Origin of the sequence: Hyphomonas sp. CACIAM 19H1, from assembly GCF_003325995.1 — a bacterium.
In the GTDB taxonomy this organism is placed as follows: Bacteria; Pseudomonadota; Alphaproteobacteria; order Caulobacterales; family Hyphomonadaceae; genus Hyphomonas; species Hyphomonas polymorpha.
Genome location: NZ_CP016437.1, coordinates 2,226,931 through 2,252,430 on the forward strand (window position 1 = coordinate 2,226,931; position 25,500 = coordinate 2,252,430).

The 25,500-nt window shown below is 61.6% G+C and carries 22 protein-coding genes; 13 read left to right on the top strand and 9 right to left on the bottom strand.

Annotated elements, in window-relative coordinates; all coding sequences use genetic code 11:
• Positions 1 to 25 precede the first annotated feature (25 nt).
• The 3 genes from BBF93_RS10415 to BBF93_RS10425 are packed head-to-tail and all read right to left on the bottom strand — an operon-like array spanning position 26 to position 3,709.
• Positions 26 to 1,252: a D-amino acid dehydrogenase gene (locus BBF93_RS10415; RefSeq protein ID WP_114105853.1), complete on the bottom strand. Its 1,227-nt coding sequence runs from the start codon at positions 1,250 to 1,252 to the stop codon at positions 26 to 28.
• On the bottom strand, positions 1,249 to 2,442 hold the full coding sequence (gene alr / locus BBF93_RS10420; RefSeq protein ID WP_114105854.1) for an alanine racemase: 1,194 nt from the start codon (positions 2,440 to 2,442) through the stop codon (positions 1,249 to 1,251). The genes BBF93_RS10415 and alr overlap by 4 nt, the downstream gene beginning before the upstream one ends.
• Positions 2,432 to 3,709, bottom strand: coding sequence for an aminotransferase class III-fold pyridoxal phosphate-dependent enzyme (locus tag BBF93_RS10425; protein WP_114105855.1), 1,278 nt, complete (start codon positions 3,707 to 3,709; stop codon positions 2,432 to 2,434). The genes alr and BBF93_RS10425 overlap by 11 nt, the downstream gene beginning before the upstream one ends.
• 89 nt (positions 3,710 to 3,798) lie before the next feature.
• On the opposite strand from BBF93_RS10425, the gene BBF93_RS10430 reads away from it, so the two are divergent.
• The 3 genes from BBF93_RS10430 (at position 3,799) to BBF93_RS10440 (ending at position 7,020) form a co-directional block, all read left to right on the top strand.
• The gene (locus BBF93_RS10430; protein ID WP_114105856.1) at positions 3,799 to 4,746 is read left to right on the top strand and encodes a carbohydrate kinase family protein; all 948 of its coding nucleotides are present in this window, start codon (positions 3,799 to 3,801) and stop codon (positions 4,744 to 4,746) included.
• Positions 4,743 to 5,399, top strand: coding sequence for a class II aldolase/adducin family protein (locus BBF93_RS10435; RefSeq protein ID WP_233349081.1), 657 nt, complete (start codon positions 4,743 to 4,745; stop codon positions 5,397 to 5,399). The genes BBF93_RS10430 and BBF93_RS10435 overlap by 4 nt, the downstream gene beginning before the upstream one ends.
• 82 nt (positions 5,400 to 5,481) lie before the next feature.
• Positions 5,482 to 7,020, top strand: a complete 1,539-nt coding sequence (locus BBF93_RS10440; RefSeq protein ID WP_114105857.1) for a N,N-dimethylformamidase beta subunit family domain-containing protein — start codon at positions 5,482 to 5,484, stop codon at positions 7,018 to 7,020.
• Between the two features lie 99 nt (positions 7,021 to 7,119).
• On the opposite strand, the gene BBF93_RS10445 is transcribed toward BBF93_RS10440, so the two are convergent.
• Together BBF93_RS10445 and BBF93_RS10450 are read right to left on the bottom strand one after the other, a co-directional pair.
• Entirely contained in the window at positions 7,120 to 8,529 is a 1,410-nt protein-coding gene (locus BBF93_RS10445) for an MFS transporter (RefSeq protein WP_162786509.1), read from the bottom strand.
• A 10-nt stretch (positions 8,530 to 8,539) separates the two neighbouring features.
• Entirely contained in the window at positions 8,540 to 10,792 is a 2,253-nt protein-coding gene (locus BBF93_RS10450) for a TonB-dependent receptor (protein ID WP_114107053.1), read from the bottom strand.
• Between the two features lie 112 nt (positions 10,793 to 10,904).
• On the opposite strand from BBF93_RS10450, the gene BBF93_RS10455 reads away from it, so the two are divergent.
• Positions 10,905 to 11,612, top strand: coding sequence for a TetR/AcrR family transcriptional regulator (locus BBF93_RS10455; RefSeq protein WP_206742118.1), 708 nt, complete (start codon positions 10,905 to 10,907; stop codon positions 11,610 to 11,612).
• 13 nt (positions 11,613 to 11,625) lie between these two features.
• On the opposite strand, the gene BBF93_RS10460 is transcribed toward BBF93_RS10455, so the two are convergent.
• The 3 genes from BBF93_RS10460 to BBF93_RS10470 are packed head-to-tail and all read right to left on the bottom strand — an operon-like array spanning position 11,626 to position 13,602.
• Positions 11,626 to 11,829, bottom strand: coding sequence for a DUF2892 domain-containing protein (locus BBF93_RS10460; RefSeq protein ID WP_035594715.1), 204 nt, complete (start codon positions 11,827 to 11,829; stop codon positions 11,626 to 11,628).
• Positions 11,830 to 11,850: 21 nt separating this feature from the next.
• Entirely contained in the window at positions 11,851 to 12,306 is a 456-nt protein-coding gene (locus BBF93_RS10465) for a thioredoxin domain-containing protein (RefSeq protein ID WP_035594713.1), read from the bottom strand.
• Positions 12,307 to 12,330: 24 nt separating this feature from the next.
• Complete coding sequence (locus BBF93_RS10470; RefSeq protein WP_035594710.1) at positions 12,331 to 13,602, bottom strand: NAD(P)/FAD-dependent oxidoreductase; 1,272 nt, start codon at positions 13,600 to 13,602, stop codon at positions 12,331 to 12,333.
• 137 nt (positions 13,603 to 13,739) lie between these two features.
• Here BBF93_RS10470 and BBF93_RS10475 point away from each other — a divergent pair, with 137 nt between their 5' ends.
• The 8 genes from BBF93_RS10475 (at position 13,740) to BBF93_RS10510 (ending at position 23,939) form a co-directional block, all read left to right on the top strand.
• A complete protein-coding gene (locus BBF93_RS10475; RefSeq protein ID WP_035594707.1) occupies positions 13,740 to 14,099 on the top strand; it encodes a rhodanese-like domain-containing protein in 360 nt (119 codons plus the stop codon).
• Complete coding sequence (locus BBF93_RS10480) at positions 14,086 to 15,078, top strand: efflux RND transporter periplasmic adaptor subunit (RefSeq protein ID WP_114105859.1); 993 nt, start codon at positions 14,086 to 14,088, stop codon at positions 15,076 to 15,078. The genes BBF93_RS10475 and BBF93_RS10480 overlap by 14 nt, the downstream gene beginning before the upstream one ends.
• A gap of 6 nt (positions 15,079 to 15,084) precedes the next feature.
• Entirely contained in the window at positions 15,085 to 18,369 is a 3,285-nt protein-coding gene (locus BBF93_RS10485; RefSeq protein ID WP_233349082.1) for an efflux RND transporter permease subunit, read from the top strand.
• Entirely contained in the window at positions 18,350 to 18,676 is a 327-nt protein-coding gene (locus tag BBF93_RS10490; RefSeq protein ID WP_051612246.1) for a metalloregulator ArsR/SmtB family transcription factor, read from the top strand. The genes BBF93_RS10485 and BBF93_RS10490 overlap by 20 nt, the downstream gene beginning before the upstream one ends.
• A gap of 70 nt (positions 18,677 to 18,746) precedes the next feature.
• On the top strand, positions 18,747 to 20,387 hold the full coding sequence (locus BBF93_RS10495; protein ID WP_035594703.1) for an MFS transporter: 1,641 nt from the start codon (positions 18,747 to 18,749) through the stop codon (positions 20,385 to 20,387).
• Between the two features lie 80 nt (positions 20,388 to 20,467).
• On the top strand, positions 20,468 to 21,448 hold the full coding sequence (locus BBF93_RS10500) for an NADPH:quinone oxidoreductase family protein (RefSeq protein ID WP_035594701.1): 981 nt from the start codon (positions 20,468 to 20,470) through the stop codon (positions 21,446 to 21,448).
• A gap of 149 nt (positions 21,449 to 21,597) precedes the next feature.
• On the top strand, positions 21,598 to 22,152 hold the full coding sequence (locus tag BBF93_RS10505; protein WP_255417594.1) for a heme NO-binding domain-containing protein: 555 nt from the start codon (positions 21,598 to 21,600) through the stop codon (positions 22,150 to 22,152).
• The gene (locus tag BBF93_RS10510; RefSeq protein ID WP_051612244.1) at positions 22,152 to 23,939 is read left to right on the top strand and encodes a bifunctional diguanylate cyclase/phosphodiesterase; all 1,788 of its coding nucleotides are present in this window, start codon (positions 22,152 to 22,154) and stop codon (positions 23,937 to 23,939) included. The genes BBF93_RS10505 and BBF93_RS10510 overlap by 1 nt, the downstream gene beginning before the upstream one ends.
• Before the next feature lie 12 nt (positions 23,940 to 23,951).
• Here BBF93_RS10510 and BBF93_RS10515 read toward each other — a convergent pair whose 3' ends face one another.
• Positions 23,952 to 24,788: a metal-dependent hydrolase gene (locus tag BBF93_RS10515; RefSeq protein WP_035594698.1), complete on the bottom strand. Its 837-nt coding sequence runs from the start codon at positions 24,786 to 24,788 to the stop codon at positions 23,952 to 23,954.
• Positions 24,789 to 24,878: 90 nt separating this feature from the next.
• Here BBF93_RS10515 and BBF93_RS10520 point away from each other — a divergent pair, with 90 nt between their 5' ends.
• Positions 24,879 to 25,472, top strand: a complete 594-nt coding sequence (locus BBF93_RS10520; RefSeq protein ID WP_035594696.1) for a TetR/AcrR family transcriptional regulator — start codon at positions 24,879 to 24,881, stop codon at positions 25,470 to 25,472.
• Positions 25,473 to 25,500: the final 28 nt, after the last annotated feature.

Sequence of the window (25,500 nt, forward strand, 5' to 3'; positions counted from 1 at the left end):
AAGCTGCCGGGAAACTGGTTTAGCCCTACAGGCTGACTGCGGGTTTGCGCCCTGAAATCTCGTCTGCCACCAGGCGCGCGGAGCCGCAGGACATGGTCCAGCCAAGTGTCCCGTGTCCGGTGTTGAGCCACAGATTCTGAAACTTCGAGCGGCCTACAAAGGGCACGCCATTGGGCGTCATCGGGCGATGGCCGCACCAGAGATTGCGCTCCTCTGAAGTGGTTACACCGGGGAACAGGCTGAAGACGGACCGTTCCAGCGTGCGCTGGCGCTGCGGCTTCAGGCTGCGGTCAAAGCCGGCAAGCTCTGCCATCCCGCCCACACGCACACGGTCTCCCAGCCGCGTGATGGCGACCTTGAAGGTTTCATCCAGCAGGGTGGATTGCGGGGCGCGCGTTTCATCCGTGATCGGCACAGTGATGGAATAGCCCTTCACCGGATAAACCGGCAGGCCGATGCCCAGCGGGCGGGCCAGCGCCGGAGACCATGCGCCGCACGCCAGAACAAACGCATCTGCCTCTACCGGCTTGCCGCCGATGCGCGCGCTGACCCGGCCACCGGTTTCGGACAGGCCGTCAATCGATGTGTTCCAGAGGAACTTCACGCCGCGGGCCTCCGCAATGGCGGCCAGCGTATTGGTAAACTTGAAGCAATCGCCGGTTTCGTCTCCCGGCAGGCGCAGCCCGCCAAAGATGGGATCGGTTGCGTGGGCCAGGCCTGGCTCAGCGCCATGGCAACCCGCGGCGTCCAGAAGCTCGAAATCAATGCCGCCGGCTTTGAGTACTTCAATATCGCGGGCGGCGCCGTCATATTGTTTCTGGGTACGGAAGAGCTGCAATGTCCCGAGCGTACGATGGTCGTAGCTAATGGATTCAGCGGCGCGCAGATCCCGAAGCATGTCACGGCTGTAGGTGGCCAGGCGGACCATCTTTTCCTTGTTGGCGGCGTAGCGCGCGGGCGTACAGTTGCGCAGCATGGCCAGGCACCAGGCCACCATGACGGGGCTGAGCTTGTGATACTGGATGATCAGCGGAGCGTGTTCCATGAACAGCCATTTGAGCGCTTTCTGCGGCACATCGGGGGACGCCCAGGGAGACGCGTAGCCCGGCGAAATTTCGCCCGCATTGGCGAAGCTGGTCTCCAGCGCCGGGCCGCTCATGCGGTCCACCACGGTCACATCATGGCCATCGAGCGCGGCATAATAGGCGGTCGTGATCCCCACGACGCCGGCGCCCAGAATGACGACTTTCATGACTGCATCTCCTCTCCGCCCATAGACGGCCTGTTCGCATAGACCTTGGAAAAGCGGCGCCCAAGGCCGGTAAGAATTTCGTGCGGCGTTGTGCCGATAAGCATTGCGAGGTCAGATACCGATTGGTTTGGTCCGATCAGCTCCACCCTGTCGCCGGGGCCGATACTCCCTTTCGGCAGCGCGGTCACGTCAACCACGCAGCTATCCATCGAGACCCGGCCTAGGATCGGCAGGCGATTGCCGTAAAACCAGACCTCGCCACGGCTGCTGAGGGATCGGGGCCAGCCATCGGCATAGCCTGCGGAAACCGTGGCCGTGCGCAACGGAAATTTCGCGATATAGTCGAACCCATAGCCAACGCCGGCGCCGGCCGGAATATCCCGCACCTGAATGACACGGGCTTCAAGGGAGACGGCAGGCCGCATATGCGGAACGCCAGTGGTTCCCGGATCAACGCCGTAGAGCACAAGACCCGGCCGCAGGACATCTCCCGCTGCATCCGGCAGGAACATGGCCGCCGCCGAATTTGCCAGAGACCGGGGCACCGAAGGCAGGCGCGCGCAGAAGCGCTCAAGCCGGGCGATCTGGTCTGTATTGGCACGGGCGCCTGGAACATCGGCGCAGGCCATATGGCTCATCAGCAGGCGGATTGGGATCTTCTGCGTGAACGCCGGCCAGCCGAGCACTTCCTCAAACTCTTCTTCATCAAGGCCGAGCCGCGACATGCCGGTATCAACCTGAAGCGCGGCAGGCAGGACGCGGGACTGGTCTACCGTGAGCGCATACCAATCCCGCGCCTGTTCCGGTGTGTTCAGTACCGGAATGATGTTCTTCTCCGCCGCGCAGATTGCTTCGCCGCCCGGCGCAAGCCCGTTGAGAACGAAAATCGTGACATTCGCGGGAAGGAAAGGTTTCACGGCCAAGGCTTCGGCGAGATGCGCCACGAAGAAATCCCTCGCACCCGCAGCCGCAAGCACCGGCGCAATCTGCGCCGCGCCAAGCCCATAGGCATCCGCCTTGACCACCACGCCGACGCGGGCGGCCGGGTGCATCCCGCAGAGACGGCGGTAGTTGGCAGCAATAGCCGCCACATCAATCGTCAACCGGCCCGCCTCATCCGAAGAAGGACGCCAGCTCTCGGCAGTTTGAGCAGGGGTTTGAGGCGCCGGGAAGGCTGCCTCAGTGCCCATCCGCCAGAAGTCCCAGGATTGCGAGTTTCTCGACCGGCGGAAGCGACCCTGATTCTCGCACGACCTTGAAGGAATCGTCCGCTATCTGAATGGTCTGGTCGATATCTTCTTCCGTCATCGCCGCACAGATGAACATGTTGTGCCAGGGGTGGAAATAGACACCGCGCTTCATGAGAGCGTCGTTCCAGGCGTAGCCTTTGGAATAGCCCGGATCATCTTCAAACATGATGAGCGGTATTTCTGCCGGGCCGGTCTGACGGAGGACAAAGCCGTGATGGCTTGCCGCCTCATCCAGCCCTTTGCGCAGACGCTGGCCGAGGGATTGGGTGCGCTCAAGGTAATCTGTTTCGCGGATGAGGCGCAGCGTTTCGAGGCTGGCCGCCATCGGAGCGGCGGAGAACCAGAAGGAGCCGGTGGCGTAAATAGTGGCAGCGGCGTTGCGGGCTTTCTCCGCGCCGAGCAATGCGGAAATGGGGTGGCCGTTGGCGATGGCCTTGCCCCAGCTGGAAAGATCGGGCTGAACGCCAACGCGCGACCAACTGGAATCGCGGGCAAGGCGGAACCCGGCGCGCACATCATCCACGATCAGCAACGCTTCCTTCTCGTCGCAGAGTTCCCGGGCGCGGCGGGCATACTCCGCTGTCGGATCTTCCTGATCGACGAAGGTGTCGTGCTTGATCGGCGAGGCAAAAATGGCGGCGAGATCATCACCAGCCTTGCGAACGGCCTCTTCGAGGCTGGCGACATCATTATAAGTATAGAAGACCTGATTGGCGCGGTCGCTGGGCGCTGTGCCGTTCCTGACGGGCGTGCACCAGGGGGCGGCGCCGTGATAGGCGCCCTTGGCGAGCACGATGGTGTTTTTGCGGGTAAAGTTGCGGGCGACCATCATCGCCATCGTGGTGGCGTCTGTGCCGTTCTTGCAGAACATGGCCCAGTCTGCATGGGTGACCATCGCCGTCATCTGCTCGGCAAGCTCCACCATCAGGCCGGCCGGGCCGGTCATCGTGTCGCCCTTTTTCAGCTGGTTGATGTAGGCAGCGTCGATGCTCTCATGGCCATAGCCGAACAGGTTTGGTCCGTAGCCGCACATATAATCAATGTATCGGTTGCCATCTGTGTCCCACATATAGGCGCCCGAAGCACGGTCGAAGAATTGCGGATAATCGTCCGGCAAAAGGCGCACGGACTGGTGACCATACATCCCGCCCGGAATGACCGCTTCGGCCCGCTCACGCAAAGCCTTGTCCACTGAGTTCGTCCACATGTTGCCCTCGCCGATTTTGCCGATAAGATAGTTTTGACTATCTTACTTAAGACCGATATGGACGCAAGGTAAATTCGGGAGGAAATCGGATGAAACTTGATCTTCTGTGCGTGGGCCTGACGACGCTGGATGTTGTGGGCCGGCCGATCACGGAAATTCCGCAGAATGAAGGCGGACGGCTGATTGAACAGATTGCCTGCGCGCCGGCCGGCACGGCGGCGGGCGCGGCATGTGTCGCAGCGCGGCTGGGGCTGAAGGCTGGCGTTGCGGGCGCCATCGGCAACGACCTGACGGGCAAGTTCGTCCGCTTTGCGCTGGAAGATGGCGGGGTGGACACGAGCCTCCTGCAGACATTGGAAGGGTATCCGACCTCCACGACGATCCTGCCTATTGACGATCAGGGCCGCCGCCCGACGCTGCATGCACCGGGCGCTGGCTCTGTTCCGCCGCTGACGGACGCGCTGATGGCGGCCGCCGCGGATGTGCGCTGCCTTCATTATGCGGCCATTGGCGCGCCAACATTTGATGGCGGGCCGGGCGAAAGGCTGGTGGCGGCCGCCAGGGCGGCGGGCGCAGTGGTGACGTGTGATCTGATTGCGCCGAGGCCAGACGCGAAGGCGGAACTGGCACGGATACTTCCGCATGTGGACTGGTTTCTGCCAAGCGCCGAGGAAGCGCGTTTCCTGACCGGAGAAGAGGATCTTCAGGCGGCGGCAGATGCGTTCGTGGCGATGGGGGCCAAGAACTGCGTGATCAAGGATGGCGGGCGCGGGGCCGTGATGGCGGCGGGTAGCCTGCGGGGCCGGCTGCCGGCGTTTGACATCAAAGTGGTGGATACGACCACGTGTGGCGATTCCTTCTGCGCGGGATTCATTACGGCGCAACTCAAAGGGCTGGGGGACATCGACGCGCTGAAATTTGCCGCCGCGACCGCGGCGATGGTGGCGCAGGGGCTGGCGACCTATGGCAAGCTGGAAAGCTTTGAGCAGGTGGAAAACGCTGTCAAAACCTTGCCCGTGAAGGAGACTGCCGCATGATGAGCGAACAGGAAGCAAAGCTGCGGGCGCAGATTGTCGAGGTGATGGCGGCGATGGATGCGCGCGGCCTGAACCGGGGGACATCGGGCAATGTATCGGCGCGCCTGGGCGAGGATATGCTGGTGACGCCGACGGGGGTTCCGCCTTCGATGCTGGCGCCGGAACATATCGTGCGGATGGCGCCCGATGGCAGCTTTGACCCGGCCGGCATGAAGCCTTCCAGCGAGTGGCAGATGCACTGGAAACTGTTGCAGCTGCGCCAGGATGTGAACGCCGTGGTGCATTGCCATTCGCGCTTTGCCACCACGCTGGCCTGCGCGAACAGGCCGATCCCTGCCCTGCATTATATGGTGGCCGTCAGCGGCGGACCGTCTGTGCCGGTGGCGCCGTATGCTACCTTCGGATCGGCCGAGCTGGCAGAGGCTGTTTGCGAGACGCTTTCCGGACAATTCGGGACACTTATGGCCAATCACGGACAAATCGTGGTCGCGCCGAGCCTTAAACAGGCGCTTCTGATCGCCGAAGAGATCGAGGAACAGGCCGCCATCTACTGGGGCACCTTGGCCATCGGCGGACCGACCCTTCTGGCCGATGATGAGATGGCGCGCATCGCTGACCGGTTCCGGTCCTACGGGCAGAAGAAGCGGCCGTAAGGGCGAGGGTGCGGCGGGATTGCGCTTGCGCATATGGTAATGATGGCTACCATTAATCCGTAGAGATTGATGGGAGCCCCCTATGCTGGCCTGCTATACTGACCGCCTGAGCCTTCACCCCGGCGAGACATTCGCCCTCCATATCAGCGTGGAGAACGGCCCTTGCCGGCTGGAGATCGCCCGCGTGGGGAAGGCGCGCGAGATTGTTCATACGCAGGACGGGATCGCGGCGGGCCACCACCCGGCACCGGTCGATGCTGACCGCCACGGATGCGGCTGGCCGGTGGCGCTGGAAGTGACCACGGGTGCAGACTGGCGCACCGGCTATTACGACATCGCGCTGACTGATGCAGCCGGAGAGCAGACCCACCATTTCGTCTGCATCAAGCCCGCCAAAGGCATGGCGGGCTCAAAGGCGGTGCTGGTGCTGGCGACGAACACCTATCATTCCTACAACTGGTGGGGCGGAGCGAACGCCTATTCCAACGTGACCGGCCTGATGACCGGCACCGTGCCGTTTGACCAGGCAATGGATCAGGCGATCGGCGTTTCCTCCACCCAGCGCCCGTTCACGCAGATGATCATTGCGGCGCCGGACGACGCCCCCCGCCTGATCAACATGCGCTCGCGGGGATTCAAGGAGAAGCCCTGGACGGCGGACCCCGTCTGGATGCGCAAGCATCGCATCTCGCCCTATGATGGCTCCGCCGGTTTCCTCAACAAATGGGAACATGCCTTTGCGGCGTGGACGGAAGAAGAAGGCTATGTGTTCGATTATGTGACCGATTATGATCTGGAAACGGATCCTGATCTGCTGTCGGCCTATACGTCCGCCTTCTTCGTGGGACACTCCGAATACTGGTCTGGCAATGAGCGGGCGCAGGTGGAACGGTTTGTGGATGGCGGTGGCTTTGCGGCGATCCTCTCTGGCAATACCTGCTTCTGGAAGGTACGCTGGGAAGACGATGGCAAGACCTATGTATGCCACAAATGGAAAGGCTTTGAGGCAGAGGATGTGCCGGCAGAGTTGGCAACGCATCTCTGGTCACACCGGGCCTTCAACGCGCCCGAAGCCGAGATCACAGGGTTGAGCTTCAATTTCGGCGGCTATCACCGGCTTGGCATGTGCGTCTCGCGCGGGTCGGCGGGGTTCACGATCTACAATGACAAGCACTGGGCTCTGGAAGGCACAGACCTGTTCTATGGCGACATTCTGGGCGGCGAGGTTCCGCTGATCGGTTATGAAAGCGACGGGTGCCTGTTCGAGTTTGGCACCGATGGCCTGCCCAAGTCCCTGACTGTAGGCGGCGTTCCGGAGAACCTCGAAATCATCGGCATTGCCCCGGTGACGCTGGGCGAAGATCCCACCAGCGGCTATGCGCCGATGATCCCGCCGGAGAAGCTGGATGTGATTGCCGGGGAGATCTATGGCGATCCCTCCCCCGCCATGCAGCAGCGCGTTCTGCGCGGCCATGCGATGCTGGCGAGCTTCAAGCGCGGCAAAGGCGAAGTGTTCAACACGGGCACTACCGAATGGGCTCACGGCCTTGCCGCGAAAGACCCGTTCGTTGAAGTGATCACGCACAATGTGATGAAGCGGTTTGGTGTGACGAAAGCCTAATCGCCGGTTCATCCGCTTAAGTACAAAAGTCAAAAGGCGCGGAGGGGACAGCCTCCGCGCCTTTCTTTTGGCCTGAATCCTAGATGGCTGGGAGGAAACTCAGGCCGGGTCGGGTTCCTTGCCGCCGCCCTTCACGAAGAAGAGCAGCAGGAACCCTGCCGCAAACAGGAGGGTGACGGGGACGAAACCCGCCTGTTGCGAATGGAAGACAGCCGTGAAGATGCCGACAAGCATCGGGCCAAGCCAGCTGGTGGAGTTTCCCGCCAGTGCGGCCAGACCGAAGAAGGCGCCCATCTGGGAGGCGGGCGCCAGGCGCGTGAGCAGTGTGCGGCTGGAAGACCAGGCCGCAATCTGGAACACGAAGCCGGAAAAGCCGAAAAATACGAAGACAAGTTCCGGAAGTGTCGAGAACATCGGCGCATTCCACACAGGCTGGGGATCGGTGACCGGCATGAAGAGGATTTGCGCAGGCGCCGCCCCGATGATCCCGATCAAGCCAACCACGGAGCCGGCAATCTCTATCTGGAAAGCGATCTTCGGGCCGAAGGTTTCATCCAGCCAGCCGGCGAGCACGCCTCCGATCAGCCCGGCCACACAGCCAAGCAGTCCGTAGACGAGCATTTCCGTGCCGCCCCACCCCATCACCCCGGCAGCGTACACGCCGCAGAGGATGAGCAGAACGCCGCCCGCATCCTGGGCCAGCGTCCGGGCGAGCAGATAGATCATCGCATCGGAATTCTGTTTCCAGTTCCGGATGAGAGAGACCAGCGAACCGACGCCCATTTTGACGGAAGCGGCATTGGCCTTGCCGCCGGACTTTGCTGCATCCTTGCTGAACAGGAAAAGCGGAATGGCGCAGAGAGCGAAGTTGAGCGCGACCAGGATCGGCACCATCCGGTCGGGCTCGCTCGCTTCCTTCGAAAGGCCAAAAAGCGGCTTTTCCGGAAGCATCAGCGCCAGAAGGATGAATAGCAGCAGGATAATCGACGTGACGTTGCCCAGAGACAAGGCCCATCCCGACGCCATGGGCCGCATGCGCGGCGTGGCGGCATAGGGCAACATGGAGGAGAAGAGCACCTCCCCGCAGGACAGGAGAATGGAGATCAGCCCCAGAATGGCAACGACAATCCAGGGGGAGAGGATCGCGCCGCCGGGCGCCGCGAACCAGAGCGACATCATCAAAGGGATGACCATCAGCGTGATCAGGGCAAGCCAGGGCTTGCGGGGACCGAGGGTGTCTACCGTTGCCCCGATGACCGGGGCAATGAAAGCAACCGTCAGACCCGAGATCATTCCCATCTGGGCGATCATCGCCTGCCCTTTCACGCCATCGCCCACAACCACGGTTGCGAAATAAGGTGCGAAGAGAAAGCCATTGACGAGGCCGATATAAGGGTCTCGCCCTGCCTGGTAGGTGGCCCATGACCAGGCAGAACGATCCAGCTTGCGGGCGCCCGGCACGGACACGGAGGGAGGCAGCGCCTCCTCCGGTCCGGCCGCTGTCGGCATCAGCGCCATATCAGTAGCGGTAGCGCAGGAAGAGGCCCGCGCTGCGCGGACGGGAGTAGGTCAGCAGGTCAACGCCGAGGCTGTCGATGGGGTTGGCGGAGGTGAGGTAGGTCTCGTCCGTCAGATTGCGCCCCCAGAGACCGGCTTCGATGCTGCCATCGGGCGACATGACCGAAAGCTCTGCGCCGACGAGCCAGAGCTCGGGATCAGAGAGGCGTTCGCGCATCGTGCTGTCGAAATAGACTTTCGAGCGATACGACACGTCGATGCTGGGAGTGATGACCACACCCGTCTTGGTGTTGATGGCGTAGGCGGCGCGGCTGGTCAGGCTGTACTCAGGCGCCTGGGGCATCTGATTGCCTGAATAGTCATCGCCCAGAGAGTTGTACTCACCATATTCGGCATGGAGCCAGGCAAGGCCGAGCGAGAGATCGAGATTCTCGATCGGCATCACGGTGAACTCGGCTTCCGCGCCATACATCTCGGCGCCTGCAGCGTTATCGAGCACCTGCACCGTCAGGCCATTACGCTCAACGGTCGAGTAAGCCTGAATGTCCTGATAGTCGTAATAGAAACCGGACAGGTTCATCCGAAGGCGGTTATCCCACAGATCGCTCTTGGAGCCGATCTCATAGGCGTTGACCGTTTCGTTCTCGTAGGGGGCGATCTGTTCCGGGCTGTCTGCATTGCCGCCGAAGAAGCCGCCGGATTTGTAGCCCCGGCTGTAGCTGGCATAGATGTTGGTCGTGTCTGTCAGGTCATATTTCAGGCCGATCTTGCCGGACCAGTCGCTGAAGGTCTTGTCAGCCTGATAGCTGAAGACCGGCAGAACGCCTTCGGCCAACGTGGAATAATCCATCGACTTTTCATCCGCCGACCAGCGCAGGCCGGTTGTAAGAATGAGACCCGGCGCAAGTTCATAATCAGCCTGGCCGAAAATGGCGTAGGTGTCGGTTTTCTGCGTGTACGGATAACCGAGATAGATGACCGAGTTTTCAGGGCTGACACCGGTTGGGTTTTCCGGCGTGATGAACAGCGGGCGGAGAATGCGCAGGATGTCATAGGCGCTGTCGCTGGTGGTCGTATCCTTCATGTAGTAGCCGCCCACGACCCATTTCAGGCGCTCGCCATCGGAGGCAAGACGCAGTTCCTGCGAGAACTGTTCCTGGGTGTTGTTGTAGAAGGCTTCCAGCATCTGCAGCGGGCTGGAGTCGGTGTTCTCATGCGCGCTGCGCTCGACATCCTGATAGGCGGTGATCGAGGTGAGCGTGAGGTCACCGATCTCGCGGTCGATGGTCAGCGCGGCCGACCAGAGGTCAACCTTGTCCTTGCCTTCAACATCGGAGGTGATCGTGTAGGGGTCGGCGCTCGTGTCAGCGAAGCCCAGGGCATCGGTGCAGAGGCCGCTGCGGAAGAAGGCCGGCGCGCAGGCGCCGTCGGGGCCGGCTGCCGAAGGATCGGCGGGGAACAGCTGGCGGGATTTGGGCTGCACCGCGCCGCCGCGGTTTGCGAAGGTGTTGACGGTCAGCAGGATGTCGGTGAGGTCATCTGGCGTGTAGAGCAGCGAGCCGCGCACGGCATACCGCTCGGTATTGTTCACCTTGTTGCCGGTGACGGCGTTGGTGCTGAAACCATCATCTTCGGCGTACTGGCCGGCGATGCGGAAAGCGAGCTTGTCGCCAACGATCGGGCCGCCATAGGCGGCGTTGAGCTCAACGGAGCCGAAGTTCCCAGCTTCGATGGAGGCATACCCTTCCGGCGAGAAGGTCGGGCGTTTGGAAATGACGTTGATCGCGCCGCCCGTGGTGTTGCGGCCATAGAGCGTGCCTTGCGGCCCGCGAAGAACCTCGACGCGGTCAAGGTCATAGAATGTGGAGAACTGGGCGAGCGGCGAGCCGATATAGACGCCATCCGCATATAGGCCGACGCCGCTGGACGAGGTCGGGTTGAAATCGTTGAGACCGGCGCCGCGAATGAAGATCTTCGGGTTGGCAGCCGCGTCCGCTGCCGCGATGCGCAGGCCGGGAACAAGGTTATCGAGCGAGGTAACGTCGGTAACGCGTTGTTTTTCCAGCGTTGAGGAAGAAAGCGCCGTGATGGCGATGGGCACATCCTGAACGTTTTCGGACCGCTTCTGCGCGGTCACGACAATGCTTTCCAGGCGGCGCGCCGAGGCGTCTTCCTGAGGCTCCTCGGTTTGCGCTACCGCGCTGCCGGTCCAGAGAAGGGCGACCGCCCCGGTTCCGATCAAAAGAGATCTCATCGCAGAATCCTTTTCTTCCATCCCTATTCGGAGGCGATTGGATAGCGATCACTAGCACTTTTACAATAGCTTTAATTACCGTTTCATGATGTTTAGCCTATATGTGTGCAGAATGAGCACAGCCAGCGTGGGGAACGCCGAGGAAATGAGCAGCGCCAAGAAAACGACCTCTCGCAAGGTGGCCGATCCCATGCAGGTGGAGACCGCCACCAAGCAGCAACCGCAGCAGGCGCGCGCGCAGGACACGTTTGAGTTGATCCTCGACACGGCCGGGCGGTTACTGGACGAGGTGGGGCTGGAGCGGCTGTCGACCAATCTGGTGTGCCGCCGGGCGGGGCTGTCGCCCCCCGCCCTGTATCGCTACTTCCCGAACAAATATGCCATTCTTCGCGAACTGGGCGACCGGCTCATGGCGCTGCAGGACCAGGCGGTGCTGGACTGGATCGCCGAGGGCGGGCTGGAAACCAAGAGCTTGGAAGAAGAAGTGGCCAGCAATGTGCGCCTGCAGGAACGGGTGAACGACATCACCCGGCAGTTCCCCGGAAACATCTTTGTGCTGAGGGCCCTGCGAGCCATCCCCATCCTGCGGGAAGTGCGCCTTGCCTCCAGCGACATGGTGGCTGAACGCATCGCCGACGCCATGAAGGCGCAAGGCCATCCCGCGTCGCGCGAGCGCCTGATTGCCAGCGCGCGCCTGACGACCGAACTGGCCTACAGCGCCATGGAAATGGTGCTTGAGGAACCCCATCGCGACGCACGCCAGATCTGCACGGACGTCTCGAAGATGATCGCGACGCATTACCGGCAGCTGAGAGACTGAAGGCTGCCGGCGCCTATTTAAACGCGCAGCCTTCCTTCACGCCGACCATCTTGAAGATCATCGCCGCCGGGCAGAAGCCCGTGACGGAAGCCTGCAACATGTTGAGGCCGGCGAAGGCCGTCAGCAGGAACCAGTAGGGCGAGACGAAATATCCGAGCGCCAGGCTGGCAAGCACAACGCAGCCAGCAAAAGCGAGAACAGCACGATCAAGGTTCATTTCAGTTGCTCCATTGAGGGATCAGTTAGGCGAAGGCGCGAGACCAAACAAACTTCGCACCCAGCGCTCGAGCGCCGCGCCGCCGGGCGCGCCCGCCTGTTTGGAAACTTCCCGGCCGCCCTTCCAGGCGACCAGCGTTGGCACGCCGCGAATATTGAGGCGAATGGCGGCATCGGGGTGTTGATCGGTATTGATCTTGTAAAAGCGCACATCGCTCTGAAGATGTTCGGCAGCCGCTGCATAGTGCGGCGCCATCATCCGGCAGGGACCACACCAGGGCGCCCACAGGTCCACGACAAATGCCCCGGTGTCCTTCTTCTCAAGCAGTCGCATCTGGTCGTTCGTGATGTCAGCTGGCTGCGGCGTTGCCAGCGCCTCTGAACACCGGCCACATTTCGCTGCGGTGAGTGATTTGCCTTCCGGCACGCGGTTCACCGCGCTGCACGCCAGGCACACGATCATTCTGTCTTCTGCCATGTCTGCCTCTCCTTGAAGGCGTCTTCAGCCTTTCAGCTTGTGGGTCTTGATGAGCGCCAGGGCAGCGTTCTCATAGAACGTCTCTGCCTTTCCGGCTTTCACCTTCCCTATAAAATACTTCTCGAACCCGACTTTTGCAGTATGGACCCAGCCGCCCGAGCCAGACCAGTTCACATTGCGCGGCGGGATCTGGGGCTGAGCGATGAAGGCGACGCCCTTGTCTCCGAAGTCGGCAAGGCAAATGGCGTTCCAGGTCGCCTCATGGGTGGGTTCGTTGCCCTCCAGAATGTCAGCAAGATTTCGGGCGGTGGCTGTGACCATGGACTCGATCATGAAGCCGGTTTTGGGCACGCCCACCGGCACCGGCGTCTTGCCGACCGGCGGAATGGCGATGCAGACGCCGATGGCGAAGATTTCCGGATATTTCGGGTTTCGCTGATGCTTGTCCGTCAGGATGAAGCCGCGCGGATTGGTGAGCCCTTCAATACCATGCACGGCTTTGACGCCTCTGAAGGCGGGCAGCATCATGGAATATTTCATCGGCAGTTCGTGAACCTGTTTCACACTGCCATCCTCATTGACCTCCTCGACCGTCATCTTGCCGGCCTCGGCCTTCACAACGCGCGCATTGGTGATCCACTTGATGTGGCGCTCGCGCATTTCACTCTCCAAGAGGCCCTTCGTGTCTCCGACCCCATCCAGGCCCAGATGGCCGATATAGGGCTCGGAGGTTACAAAGGTCATCGGAACGCGGTCGCGGATCTTCCGTTTCCGGAGTTCTGTCTCGATGATCATCAGGGTTTCATAGGCGGGCCCGTAGCAAGACGCGCCCTGAACCGCGCCGACGATGACAGGGCCAGGGTCCTGACAGAACTTCTCAAACGCCGTGTGGGCCGCAGTGGCATGGTCGATATGGCAGACCGATTGGGTGAACCCGGCTGGCCCGAGCCCTTCGATCTCGTCGAAGGCAAGCTCCGGACCTGTTGCAATGACGAGATAGTCATAGTCGACAAACCGGCCATCGCTGAGGCGGACACGCTTGGCTTCCGGTTCGACCCGTTCTGCCTTGCCAACGATGAGATCAATGTTCCGCTTCTTCATCGGACCGGCAAGATCGACGACAATATCCTTGCGCTCTCGCCAACCGACGAGAACCCAGGGATTTGAGGGAACGAACTGATAGAAGTCCGTCTCGTTGATCACGGCCACGCTACTCTCCCGCCCGACAGCGTGACGGATTTCATACGCGGCGATGACACCGCCAAGGCCGGCCCCCAGAACGACGATTTTAGCCATTTTCCTGCGCTCCCATCTTGATTTGAAAGATAATTGTATTTTATTGTTTTATAAAATACGTATTATTGCTTATGGCTCAAGATGGAAAATTGAGGTTGTGACAAACCATCCCGAAAGCCTGCTTACGGAGACCAATCATGAGCGACCCGAGAGACCTTGATCCCAAAGCGGTGTTTGACGCGCTGAAACGCGGAGACGTGCTGCTGATCGATGTTCGTGAGCCTGCCGAATTTGCAAACCAGCGCATCCACGGCGCCCTGCTCCATCCGCTGTCGACCTTCGACGCCCGGGCAATTCCCGCAAATCCGGGCCGCCAGATCGTTTTCCAGTGCGGATCGGGCAAACGCTCGCGCATGGCCCTCGACAAGTTTCTGGCCGAAACCGGCGCAGAAGCGGCCCATATGGCTGGCGGTATCGGCGCCTGGAAATCTGCCGGACTGCCTTGCGTTTCCATCAACCCAGCGACCGGAGCGGTCGAGGATCATGGCCGTTACTGAGATGCGAACACTTTTTGTTTCAGCCATCGCCGCGCTGGCCATTTCGGGCCAGGCGAGTGCCCAGACGCTGACCGTCGAGGAATCGATTGTTGTGGACTATCGCCCTGTGATCGCGCGCATTGAGGCGGGCGACACGGCAACGGCACGCTCGCGCCTGCAAGGCGTGGTGACGCGGCTGAACGTCGTGGAGGGGCAGATCGTCAAGGCCGGCGAAGTGGTCGCCATCGTGACGGATGACACCCTCGCCCCGCAGTTGGCGTCTCTCTCTTCCCGGATCGAAGGGCTGAAATCCCAGATCCGCCAGTCCGAGGAAGACCTGACGCGCAATGAAGGATTGCTCGCCCGCGGATTTTATCCAAAGGCCCGGCTGGACGAGGAACGCACAGCGCTGGACGTGCTGCGGCGCAGCCTGGCTTCAACAGAAGCCGAACGCCGGGCCCTCTCCGCCCGCGAAGCCGAAGGCCGCATTCTGGCACCGGCAGACGCGCATGTGACCGATGTGAATGTGGTGCAGGGGGCGGTGGTCTCTCCCGGTGAGGTTCTTGCCAGTTTTGCCACCGTGAACGGTATCGTGCGGCTTGCCCTGCCGGAACGCCATGCCGCCACGATTTCCGAAGGCGAGACGATCTCGCTGCGCCTGCCTTCCCGCTCGGATGATATCCGCACGGCCACGATTGTGCGGGTCTATCCCGAACTTCGTCAGGGGTCGGTCATTGCCGATGCAACGGTGCAAGGTGGACTGACAGCGCTGTTCGGGGAGCGCGTGGATGTTCTCGCCCCCGTGGGCGAGCGCCGGGCAATCCGCATTCCGAAGGAATATGTCTCGACCCGCTTCGGGGTGGACTTTGTGCGCGTGGCCGTGGGGGAGCGCTTTGTGGACGCCCCTGTCGCGCTGGCCGCGCCGCTGGTGGACGATACGGGCCAGTATGAAATACTCTCGGGCCTGCGGCCCGGCGATAAAATCCAGAAACCGGAATAGAAGCAGATGAAACCGGACCTTTCGGGCTCCATTACACGGTCGACCATCCGGTCGCCGTTGACGCCGCTTTTCCTGCTGACTGCGCTGGCTGTCGGCCTGATCGCCCTGCTGACCATTCCGCGGGAGGAAGAACCGCAGATTTCCGTGCCCATGGTGGATATCCTGGTGTCCGCGCCCGGCCTTAAGGCTGCGGATGCTGTGGAACAGGTGACCAAGCCGCTGGAGAGCATCATTCTGGCGCTGCCGGATGTCGACCATGTCTACTCCCAGACCCAGGATGACGCCGCGATGGTGACCGCCCGGTTCGATGTCGGAACCGATGCGGACAATGCGATCCTGCGCGTGCATGAAAAGATCCGGGCGAACCTTGATTCCATTCCTTATGACGTGCCGATGCCGCTGGTGGTGGGGCGCGGGATCAATGACGTTCCGATCGTGACGCTGACGATTTCTCCCGATGCATCGACCGGCGATGTGTGGAACGATACCGCGCTGCGGATGCTGGCCGACGAACTGCGCAATGAGCTGGTGAAGGTCACGGATGTCGGCATCACCGATGTGATCGGCGGGCGCCCTCTGGAGCTTCGCGTTGAGCCCGATATCCGGGCGCTTTCGGCGCAGGGCGTGTCCCTGCAAAACCTTGTGCAGAGCGTGCAGAACGCGGCGGGGGCCCTGCCCTCTGGCCGGGCGCATCAGGATGGCAACTCCCTGATCGTGCAGGCGGGCGACCGCATCAACGCCGTACACGAACTGGAGCGGCTGCAAATCCGGGGCGCGGGTGGGCGTGTCGTGTATCTGAGCGATGTGGCGAATGTGAAGGTAACCGGCGCGGAAACGGACGCGCGCGTATGGACAATGCTGCAGGGCGAGGACGGAACCTTCAGCGCTGCGCCGGCGGTTACCGTATCGCTGGCCAAGCGGCCGGGCGCCAACGCCGTGGTCGTTTCCGAAGCAATCCTCCACCGGGTAGAAGCCCTGAAGGGTAATCTGATCCCGGAGGGCATTCATGTCGAGGTGACCCGCGACTATGGCGAAACGGCCAACCACAAAGCCAACGAACTTCTGTTCCATCTTGGCCTTGCAACCATTTCCATCGTCGTCCTGATTGCGTTCAGCATCGGCTGGCGCGAGGCGCTGGTGACGCTGATCGTCATTCCAACGACCATCCTGCTCACCCTCTTCGCCTCGCTGATGATGGGCTACACCATCAACCGGGTGAGCCTGTTTGCGCTGATCTTCTCCATCGGGATTCTGGTGGACGATGCGATCGTGATCATTGAGAATATTGCCCGTCACTGGGCCATGAAAGATGGGCGCACCCGCATTCAGGCGGCCATTGAGGCTGTTTCCGAGGTTGGCAACCCCACCATCATCGCCACGCTGACCGTGATTGCCGCGCTTCTGCCGATGATGTTCGTATCCGGACTGATGGGGCCCTATATGGCGCCCATCCCGGCGAACGCCTCGGCGGCGATGCTGTTCTCCTTCTTCGTAGCGGTGGGGATTGCGCCCTGGCTGATGATGAAGATTGCCGGCAAGGCGCCGCTGCATGGCGCGCATGACGGCGTGCACAGCGAGACGCGCCTCAGCCGGTTTTATGGACGGGTGGCCGCGCCGATCGTGGCGTCGAAACGCAATGCCTGGATTTTCCTCGGGCTTGTCGGTGTGGCGACGCTCCTGTCGCTGACGCTGTTTGCCACAAAGGCGGTGCCGGTGAAGCTGCTGCCTTTCGATAACAAGTCCGAGATACAGGTGATCGTGGACCTGCCCGAAGGCGCCGCGCTGGAGGACACTGAACGCGCCCTGTTTGCGCTGGCAGATGCCATTGGCCCGGTCGAGGAGATCACAACGATCCAGGCCTATGCGGGCACGGCGGCGCCGTTCAATTTCAACGGCCTCGTGCGCCATTACTTCCTGCGCGCAAGCCCGGAACTGGGCGATCTTCAGGTGAACCTGACGGCGAAGGAACACCGCAAGCGGGCGAGCCATGACATTGCGCTCGACCTGCGTGAGCGGCTTCTGGCTGTGCCGCTGCCCGAAGGGGCAAAGGTGAAGGTGGTGGAGGTGCCGCCGGGTCCGCCGGTGATCTCTACCCTGATGGCGGAGATATATGGCCCCACGCCCGAAGCGCGCCGTCAGACGGCTGCGATTATCGAGCGGTTCTTCGAGGAAACCGATTTCATCGTGGATGTGGACAACTCCATGGGTGACCGGGCACCGCGGCTGACCTTCGGGATTGATGAGCCGGCCGCAGCGGATGCGGGAGTTCTGCAGCAGGATATCCTGGACGCCATCGGCATGGCGTTTGGCGGCCAGACCGTGGGCGTGAGCCCGCGCGGGGAAGGCCGTGATCCGCTGAATATCCGTGTCTATCTCCCCCGGTCTCAGCGCAGCTGGACCCAGGAGATGGCCGCCATTCCCGTGCCTCGCCAGCTGGCCGGGACAGATGCCGTTCCCATCGAACTCGGCGAACTGGTTGAGGTGCGGGAGGAGGCGGGCTCCGCCACGATCTTCCGGCGGGACGGGCATTTTGCCGACATGGTGATGGGTGAACTGGCCGGGCGTTACGAAGCGCCGATCTACGGAATGTTCGAGATTCAGGACCGGATAAAGGCATTCGACTGGGCGTCGGAGGGCCTCCAGATGCCAGCGGTGAGCCTCTATGGGCAGCCGGCAGATGAAACGGGCACAACGCTGCTGTGGGATGGGGAATGGGAGGTGACATATGTGACCTTCCGGGACATGGGCATGGCATTCGGCGTGGCGCTGCTGGGGATCTATATTCTGGTGGTGGGCCAGTTTGGCACCTTCCGGGTGCCGCTGATTATCCTCACGCCTGTCCCCCTCACCCTGATCGGCATCATGATCGGGCATTGGCTGTTTGGCGCCGCATTTACAGCGACTTCGATGATCGGCTTCATTGCGCTGGCCGGGATTATCGTGCGGAACTCCATCCTTCTGGTGGACTTTATCCGCCACACAACAGACGCCGAGAAGCCGCTGAAAGAGGTGTTGCTGGAGGCAGGCGCAATCCGGTTCAAGCCGATCGTGCTGACGGCGCTGGCCGCCATGATCGGGGCGGCGGTGATTTTGACAGATCCAATTTTTCAAGGGCTGGCAATTTCGCTTCTGTTCGGGCTCGCCTCGTCTACTGCCCTGACAGTATTGGTCATTCCGGCGATTTACATTGCCATTCGCGGGCCAGACTGGCGCCCGGAGCGGACAGATGCTGGACAAATCCGGACAGTTTCGGACACAGGAGACACTGAAGGTGCCCCTCAGCAGACGTAAGAAGGATGAGGCGCTGACCATCGTTTCGAGCCGCGTTCAGGAGGCAGCCGAAGTGATGAAGGCGATGGCCAGCGAGACCCGCCTGAAGATCATGTGCGCTCTGGCCGGAGGGGAATTACCGGTGAACCAGCTGGCCGAGCTGACCGGGCAGAGCCAGTCTGCCGTGTCCCAGCATCTGGCCAAGCTGCGGGCGGCGGGCCTTGTTCAGAGCCGGCGGGACGCGCAGACGATCTATTATCGCTGCCGCCCCGGCATCGCGCAGGACATTATCGACACGCTTTGCGGGTTTTACGGCGCGAACGGATAAGCTGGCCTCCGACCCTTGCGCCAAGGGGCGATCACTTCCACCATCGGATAATTGATCCAGATTGTTTCCGATGACTGACGCGCCCGCCCCCAACCCCTTTTCCATTCCGCTCTACAAGCGCATCTGGGTGGCAAACATCGCCTCGCAATTCGGCGGGCTGATCCAGAGCGTCGGCGCGGCCTGGCTGATGGTGCAGCTTGGCGGCAGCGAGACACAGATCGCGCTGGTGCAGGCCTCCGTCACGCTGCCGATCATGATCCTGTCGCTGCTGTCTGGCGCGATTGCGGACAACTTTCCGCGCCGCACTGTGATGCTGGTTTCGCAGTTCTACATGTTTGCGGTTTCGGCGGTGCTTTGCGTATTTGCCTTCATGGGCGGGCTCAGCCCCTGGCTGCTGCTGACCTTCACCTTCCTCCTGGGCTGCGGGACTGCGCTGAACGCGCCCTCCTGGCAGGCCACGGTGGGCGATATTGTGCCCCGCCAGACGATTGCCGCCGCCGTGGCGATGAACAGCCTGGGCTTCAACATTGCGCGCACGGCTGGCCCGGCGCTGGGCGGGGCCATCGTGGCGGCCGCAGGCGCAGCCGCAGCCTTTGCCGTGAATGTGGTGAGCTATCTGGGGATCATCTATGTGCTGCTGGCGTGGAAGCCGGTGAAGCCTGCCAAACCCGCGCTGAAGGAAGACCTGCGCACTGCGATTGGCGCAGGGGTGCGCTATGTGTCGATGTCGCCGCCGATCCGGCAGGTGATGGCCCGGGCGGCCCTGTTTGGCATTGCGGCGAGCGCTGCACTCTCCCTGCTGCCCCTGGTGGCGCAAGATCTGGTGGGCGGGGGCGCGATCACCTTCGGTATTCTTTCGGGCGCCTTCGGCATCGGCGCGGTGATCGGCGCGCTCTCCAACAGCCGCCTGCGCCGGAAGTTCACGGCCGAGACCGTGCTGCGGATGACGATCTGCGCGATCATTGCCGGCGTCATTATCGTGGCGCTGAGCCGCTGGCTGCCGCTGACGGTGTTTGGCCTCGTGATCTGCGGATCGGGCTGGCTGCTGTCGATGGCGACGATGAATGTGACCGTGCAGATGGCCGCGCCGCGCTGGGTGGTGGGGCGGGCCCTGTCGCTCTACCAGATGGCCGTGTTCGGGGCGATGGCGGTGGGAAGCTGGATCACCGGGCAGCTGGCGGAGAGCCATGGGGTAACCGCTGCGCTGCTGACCATGGCGGCGGTGCAATCCATCAGCCTGTTTGCCGGGCTGTTCCTGCGCCTGCCGCAGGTGGACGAACTCAACCTTGACCTGACGGGGCGCTGGCGCGCGCCGGAAACACAGGTGCCGGTGGAGCCACGCAGCGGGCCGGTGCATGTTTCGGCGAAGTATCGCATCCGCGAGGCCGATATTCCGCGCTTTCTGGCCACGATGAACGAGCGCCGCCGCATTCACCTGCGCGATGGTGCGCGGGCATGGTCTCTGGTGCGGGATCTGGGAGATGCCGAAATATGGATCGAGCAATACAGCTTTGCCCGCTGGCTGGACTATGTGTTGCACAATGAGCGGCGCACCCATGCCGATGATGTGAGCAACAATATCATCAAATCGCTGCATCAGGGCAGCTGGCCACCGGAAGTTCACCGGATGCTGGAACGGCAGGTGACGAGCGTGACCTATGATCCGGAACTTGCCTCGCCGACCTCCAGCGATCCGACGCGGCCCGCCTGAGGTTTCCCCTTCGTCGGGTATGGCCAATGCGCGCCCTGCCATGCTTTGACCGGTGGCAGACCTGAAGGAGAGATTGACCGATGAAAGCTGCCGTCGCCGATACGCTGGAGTCCCTGGAAAGCTACCGCCTGAAGGATGTGGACATGCCGGCGGCTGGACCGGGCCAGGTGCTGATCAGGGTGGCTGCGTGCGGGGTTGGCTATGTCGACTCTCTGGTGGCGCTGGGCCGGTATCAGGTGAAACCGCCGGTGCCGCACACGCCGGGCCAGGAAGTGGCCGGAACGGTCGAGGCGGTTGGCGAGGGCGTTGCCCATTTGGCGCCGGGCGACCGCGTGATGACGATGACCGGCAAGGGCTTTGCCGACTATGCCGTGGCCGCCGCGCCGATGGTGGTGAAGTTGCCAGATGCGCTGAGCTTTGCCGAAGGGGCGAGCCTGCCGCTGAACTATATCACCGCGATGCATGCCCTGAAGGACCGGGGCGTGGTGGCCGAAGGCGAGACTGTGCTGGTGTTCGGCGCGGCCGGGGGCGTTGGCTCTGCGGCCATTCAGGTGGGCAAGGCGCTGGGCGCGCGGGTGATCGCGGCGGCGTCGACGGAAGAGAAGCGGGCATTCGCGCTGGCCCATGGCGCCGACCTGGCGATTGATACGTCCCCGGAGGGATGGCGCGACCGGCTGAAGACGCTGACCGAGGGAAAGGGGCCGAATGTGATCCTTGATCCGGTTTGTGGACCGCTGTTCGAGCCAGCGTTCCGCTCGCTTGCCTGGCGTGGGCGGCATCTGGTGGTCGGCTTTGTGGGCGGGCCGATCCCTGCCCTGCCCTCAAACCTTACCCTGATGAAGGGCGCGGCCCTTTTGGGCGTAGATGTGCGCCAGTATCTGCAATACGAGACCAAGCGCGCAATTGGAGACCTGCACCAGCTGGCCCAATGGGCCAGCGAAGGCAAGATCAAACCGCCAGTTGGCCGGGTTTACCCCTTTGCCGAGTTTGGCGAGGCGATGGTATTTGCCCTTTCCGGGCAAGGGACTGGCAAGGTAGTTCTGAAAATTGCGGGAGACTGACAGGGCTCCGCCCGCCCATTGAATAGTGAAACAAAGCTTAACGCGGGCACGTCAATTTCGGCTCCGTATGGAAACAGATATTCTCCACTTCGGTATACAGGTGATCGCTAAAATAGAATTCTCATCAAGGTTCGCAACACATGTACGGCATGGTGCATACGGCGGCTCGCAGCATGGTAATCGAAACCCTGGGCGAGGCAGCGTGGCGGAATGTTCTGGAGCAGGCCCATCTCGATGGAGAGAACTTCATCAGCTGCCAGAACTATTCGGACGACGTGACGTTTGCGCTGCTTGATGCGGTCACCAGAATTTCCGGACTGGCGCAGGAAGATCTTCTGAAAAGATTTGGGCGGTATTGGATCGGCTACACGGCCCACTCTTCCTACGGCTCAATGTTCAAGGTCGGCGGTAACCAACTCGCCACGTTCCTGTCGAACCTCAACCGGATGCATGCGTCCGTGCACACTACCATGCCCGCATCGCGCATGCCCTCGTTTGAAATGCTCCGGAACGAGAATGGCCGGATCGATATTCTTTATACGTCTGACCGTACGGGGCTGACTTCTTTCGTCGAGGGGCTGCTGGACGGGCTGATGGATCATTTCGGCGAAGCTGGCCATGTCAGCCACACGTCAACGCCGGAAGGCGATATCTTCACCCTGCATTGCCTGGACAAAAAAACAGAAATGAAGGGCGCCGCCTGATGCCCTTCACCCTCAACGAGGAACATTTCCAGCGCCTGTTTCCTGCCTATGTACAGTTAGACCTGACAGGAAATATTTCGGCGGTTGGCCCTTCCTTGAAGCGGCTTCTGGACCGGGACGTGACAGGCCGCCCGTTTTTCGAGACCTTTGCCGTGGAAACGCCGCGGCGCGTCACCGCTGCCCAAGGACTGACAGACCAGCGCGAAGTGACGCTGATGATCCGCTCCGGGAAGAACCACTTTCGTCTTCGGGGCATCGTGGTGCGCAATGCAGAGGCAATCTATCTACTTGTCGGGCATGTGCCGGATGTGAATGCAGACGAAGGCAGCCTGCAGCTGACGATGAGCGATTTCTCTCCCGCAGATGGATCGCTTGACCTGCTGGTCGCGTCGCATCTGCGCAAGGGACTGCTGCAGGACGCCAAGGCGCTGGTAGAAGAGTTGCGGGAAAAATCAGCCGAAGCTGACGCGCTTGCCCACATGGACCCGCTGACCTCCGTGACCAACCGGCGAGGCTTTTTCCGCAAGCTGGAACAGCTGCTTGCTGTGGCGCGCGCGGACGATACTCCGCTCACGGTTGGTGTCATCGATCTGGACGGCTTCAAAGGCGTCAATGATATTTTCGGCCATGCCGCAGGCGACCAGCTGCTGTTCCAGAGCGGCGCCCGCGTGCGCGCCCTCGCTGGCCCCAACAGCGTGGTGGGACGGCTGGGCGGCGACGAATTTGGAATCATCCTCACCGAGGCAAGTCAGGAGGCCGAGATCCTGGCGATCGGTCAGAAGATCTGCGAAGCCCTGGCTGAACCGTTCGAGGTGAAAGAGGGCGTGGCGCGAATCGGCGCGTCCATCGGATTTGCCTCCTTCCCCGAAGCCGGCGATACGGCAGAAACGCTGTTCGAGCGGGCGGACTATGCCCTTTATCATTCCAAGCACAGTGATCGCGGGCGGCCTGTTCTGTTCACCTGCCAGCATGAACGCCAGATCCGGTATCAGTCCGCAATCGAACAGGGTTTGCGGGACTCGGCAGATGACGAATTCCATCTTGTCTATCAGCCGATCATCCGTGCACGCGATGGGAAGGCGACGGGCGTTGAAGCGCTGGCGCGCTGGACATCGCCGGTACTCGGCCCCATCCGGCCGGACGTCTTCATTCGCGCTGCCGAGCAGAACGGCGCGGTCTGCCGATTGACGCGGATCCTGCTGCGCAAAGCACTCGCGGACGCACGAATGTGGCCGGACGATGTGCAGCTATCGTTCAATCTGTCGGCGCTCGACCTGGCATCAAGCGAGAATGCGGCGCTGCTGCAGGAGATCATCCGGGGGTCCGGATTTCCGCCCACGCGGTTGATGTTTGAAATCACCGAAACCGCCATCATGCAGGACTTCACCCGCGTTCTGGAATGCCTCGCGATGTTTTCCGAAATGGGGGTGCGGATTGCACTTGATGATTTCGGGACAGGTTATTCCTCGCTCGCCTATCTCCAGAAGATGCCGATTGACCGGTTGAAGATCGACCGCTCCTTCACTCTGGGCGTCACCAACCGGCGCGCGACCAGCAGCATCATGCGCTCGCTGGTAACCCTGTGCCGGAGCCTGGATGTTGAGTGCGTGGTGGAAGGCGTTTCGAATGCGAAGCAGGCAGAGGTTCTGACAGATATGGGCGCGCCTTACCTGCAGGGCTTTCACTTCTCACGCGCGCTGACACAAAACCAATTGCTGGGATATCTGGCTTCTCATAAGGCCGGTGCAGGCCCTTGCCCTGGCGAGGATGTTCGCCGAACGGCCTGAGCCTGCGGGCGCTTACTCGGCAGCGACCAGATCAAACTCGCTGCGCCATTCGTCCATCAGGGCACGGTTATCGTGATCCCAGGGATGGAAGCCCGGCTTGAACCAGCTGATCCAGATCTTCCAGCCGCGGGCGAAGAAACCTGGCTTTTTCCAGAGGAAGGTCTTTACGGCTTTCTCTGCCTCTTCGGGCGTGTAGCCGTCAGCTTCCAGCATCCAGGTGGAATAGGTAGCGATGTTGCGGGTGAAGAAATAGCTGATGAGCGCCATTGCCATGCAGCGGCGGAAATAACGTTTGAAGGGTGACCATCCCTTGGTGACTTCCATGAAGACATCATAGGTGACAGCCTTATGCTCGGTCTCTTCCATGGCGTGCCAGCGCCACATGCGCTCGATCTCGGGATCGGTCTTGCTGAACATGTCAGTATGCAGCGCACGCATATCGGCGAGCATGGCGGTGAAATGCTCAAGGCAGATGGTAGCGATCAACATACGCATCGGGCCGCCTTCTCGGGAGAAGGCAATCCGTTCCCGGATGGCTGCGTCTACGCGGTCGACGGGATACTTGCTGCGGTCAATGACCTTGTTCAGCAGGTGATGCTCGCGCGAGTGGATGGCCTCCTGCGCGATGAAATCCTTCACATCCTGGGCAAGCTTTCCGCTCAGCTGATCCTTGTAGGCGCGCACCGCATCTATGAAGAGGCGCTCGCCATCCGGGAAGGTCAGCGAGAGCGTGTTCATGATGGCGGTGGCCACCGGATCCCCGTCCATCCAGTAGCCGGACCGGGCCGGTTCGACGTTGAAACGGATGTCACGGGGCTGGATGGTCACATCTTCAGGAGAGCGTTTCATCAGTCTGGTCTCGCAAATATTGCTGACAGGAGCGGCAGTTAGCCCGTAAGCTCCTGCCTTGACGATTGAGAATGGCAGTTACTGACAAAAATGTCAATAGATAAGACCAAGACGCCCAGGATCCGCCGTTCACCGGAAGCCTCGCGCGAGAACATCCTGATCGCGGCCGAGAATTTGCTCGTGGCCCAGGGGCCGCAATCGCTGCGGCTGGTGGATGTGGCCAAAGCTGCGGGCGTAGCCAATGCCACCGTGCTGCATCACTTCGGCACCATCGACGGCGTGCAAAGCGCGCTGATGGAAAAGATGATCGGGGAGTTGGTAAGCGGACTGCTCGAAATGGACCTGCCGGCAGACCCAAAGGCGGCGCGGGGCATTGCGATTCAGAAATTGTTTGATGCGTTTGAAAGCAAGGGGGCTGCGCGGCTGGCCGCCTGGCTCGAACTGACGGACGAGTCCCGCAGGCTGCGCACCGTACGCGAAGCGGTGCAAACGATCATCCGCCAGAAGATCAATCAGCCGGAACTTTCCGAAGCGCAGCTGGAGGATTCCATCCTCATCAGCGTGATCCTGGCGATCGGCGTGGGCCTCTTCGGGCCGACGTTGGGCGAACTGTTGGGCAAGCCTTCTGACAGAGCCAGGCAGATTGCCGTGAAGCTGCTGGAATCCGATTTCAGCAAGAGTTGACCGCCCCGCCCGCGACAAGGGCTGACGG

What these genes read in the sequence shown, in the direction of transcription:
- BBF93_RS10430 (WP_114105856.1), top strand. Translation starts at nt 3,799, where the DNA reads ATGAAACTTGATCTTCTGTGCGTGGGCCTGACGACGCTGGATGTTGTG.
- BBF93_RS10510 (WP_051612244.1), top strand. Translation starts at nt 22,152, where the DNA reads ATGCCCTTCACCCTCAACGAGGAACATTTCCAGCGCCTGTTTCCTGCC.
- BBF93_RS10475 (WP_035594707.1), top strand. Translation starts at nt 13,740, where the DNA reads ATGAGCGACCCGAGAGACCTTGATCCCAAAGCGGTGTTTGACGCGCTG.
- BBF93_RS10425 (WP_114105855.1), bottom strand. Translation starts at nt 3,709, where the DNA reads ATGTGGACGAACTCAGTGGACAAGGCTTTGCGTGAGCGGGCCGAAGCG.
- BBF93_RS10485 (WP_233349082.1), top strand. Translation starts at nt 15,085, where the DNA reads ATGAAACCGGACCTTTCGGGCTCCATTACACGGTCGACCATCCGGTCG.
- BBF93_RS10445 (WP_162786509.1), bottom strand. Translation starts at nt 8,529, where the DNA reads ATGCCGACAGCGGCCGGACCGGAGGAGGCGCTGCCTCCCTCCGTGTCC.
- BBF93_RS10460 (WP_035594715.1), bottom strand. Translation starts at nt 11,829, where the DNA reads ATGAACCTTGATCGTGCTGTTCTCGCTTTTGCTGGCTGCGTTGTGCTT.
- alr (WP_114105854.1), bottom strand. Translation starts at nt 2,442, where the DNA reads ATGGGCACTGAGGCAGCCTTCCCGGCGCCTCAAACCCCTGCTCAAACT.
- BBF93_RS10435 (WP_233349081.1), top strand. Translation starts at nt 4,743, where the DNA reads ATGATGAGCGAACAGGAAGCAAAGCTGCGGGCGCAGATTGTCGAGGTG.
- BBF93_RS10470 (WP_035594710.1), bottom strand. Translation starts at nt 13,602, where the DNA reads ATGGCTAAAATCGTCGTTCTGGGGGCCGGCCTTGGCGGTGTCATCGCC.
- BBF93_RS10415 (WP_114105853.1), bottom strand. Translation starts at nt 1,252, where the DNA reads ATGAAAGTCGTCATTCTGGGCGCCGGCGTCGTGGGGATCACGACCGCC.
- BBF93_RS10455 (WP_206742118.1), top strand. Translation starts at nt 10,905, where the DNA reads ATGAGCACAGCCAGCGTGGGGAACGCCGAGGAAATGAGCAGCGCCAAG.
- BBF93_RS10505 (WP_255417594.1), top strand. Translation starts at nt 21,598, where the DNA reads ATGGTGCATACGGCGGCTCGCAGCATGGTAATCGAAACCCTGGGCGAG.
- BBF93_RS10495 (WP_035594703.1), top strand. Translation starts at nt 18,747, where the DNA reads ATGACTGACGCGCCCGCCCCCAACCCCTTTTCCATTCCGCTCTACAAG.
- BBF93_RS10480 (WP_114105859.1), top strand. Translation starts at nt 14,086, where the DNA reads ATGGCCGTTACTGAGATGCGAACACTTTTTGTTTCAGCCATCGCCGCG.
- BBF93_RS10450 (WP_114107053.1), bottom strand. Translation starts at nt 10,792, where the DNA reads ATGAGATCTCTTTTGATCGGAACCGGGGCGGTCGCCCTTCTCTGGACC.
- BBF93_RS10500 (WP_035594701.1), top strand. Translation starts at nt 20,468, where the DNA reads ATGAAAGCTGCCGTCGCCGATACGCTGGAGTCCCTGGAAAGCTACCGC.
- BBF93_RS10515 (WP_035594698.1), bottom strand. Translation starts at nt 24,788, where the DNA reads ATGAAACGCTCTCCTGAAGATGTGACCATCCAGCCCCGTGACATCCGT.
- BBF93_RS10465 (WP_035594713.1), bottom strand. Translation starts at nt 12,306, where the DNA reads ATGGCAGAAGACAGAATGATCGTGTGCCTGGCGTGCAGCGCGGTGAAC.
- BBF93_RS10440 (WP_114105857.1), top strand. Translation starts at nt 5,482, where the DNA reads ATGCTGGCCTGCTATACTGACCGCCTGAGCCTTCACCCCGGCGAGACA.
- BBF93_RS10520 (WP_035594696.1), top strand. Translation starts at nt 24,879, where the DNA reads ATGTCAATAGATAAGACCAAGACGCCCAGGATCCGCCGTTCACCGGAA.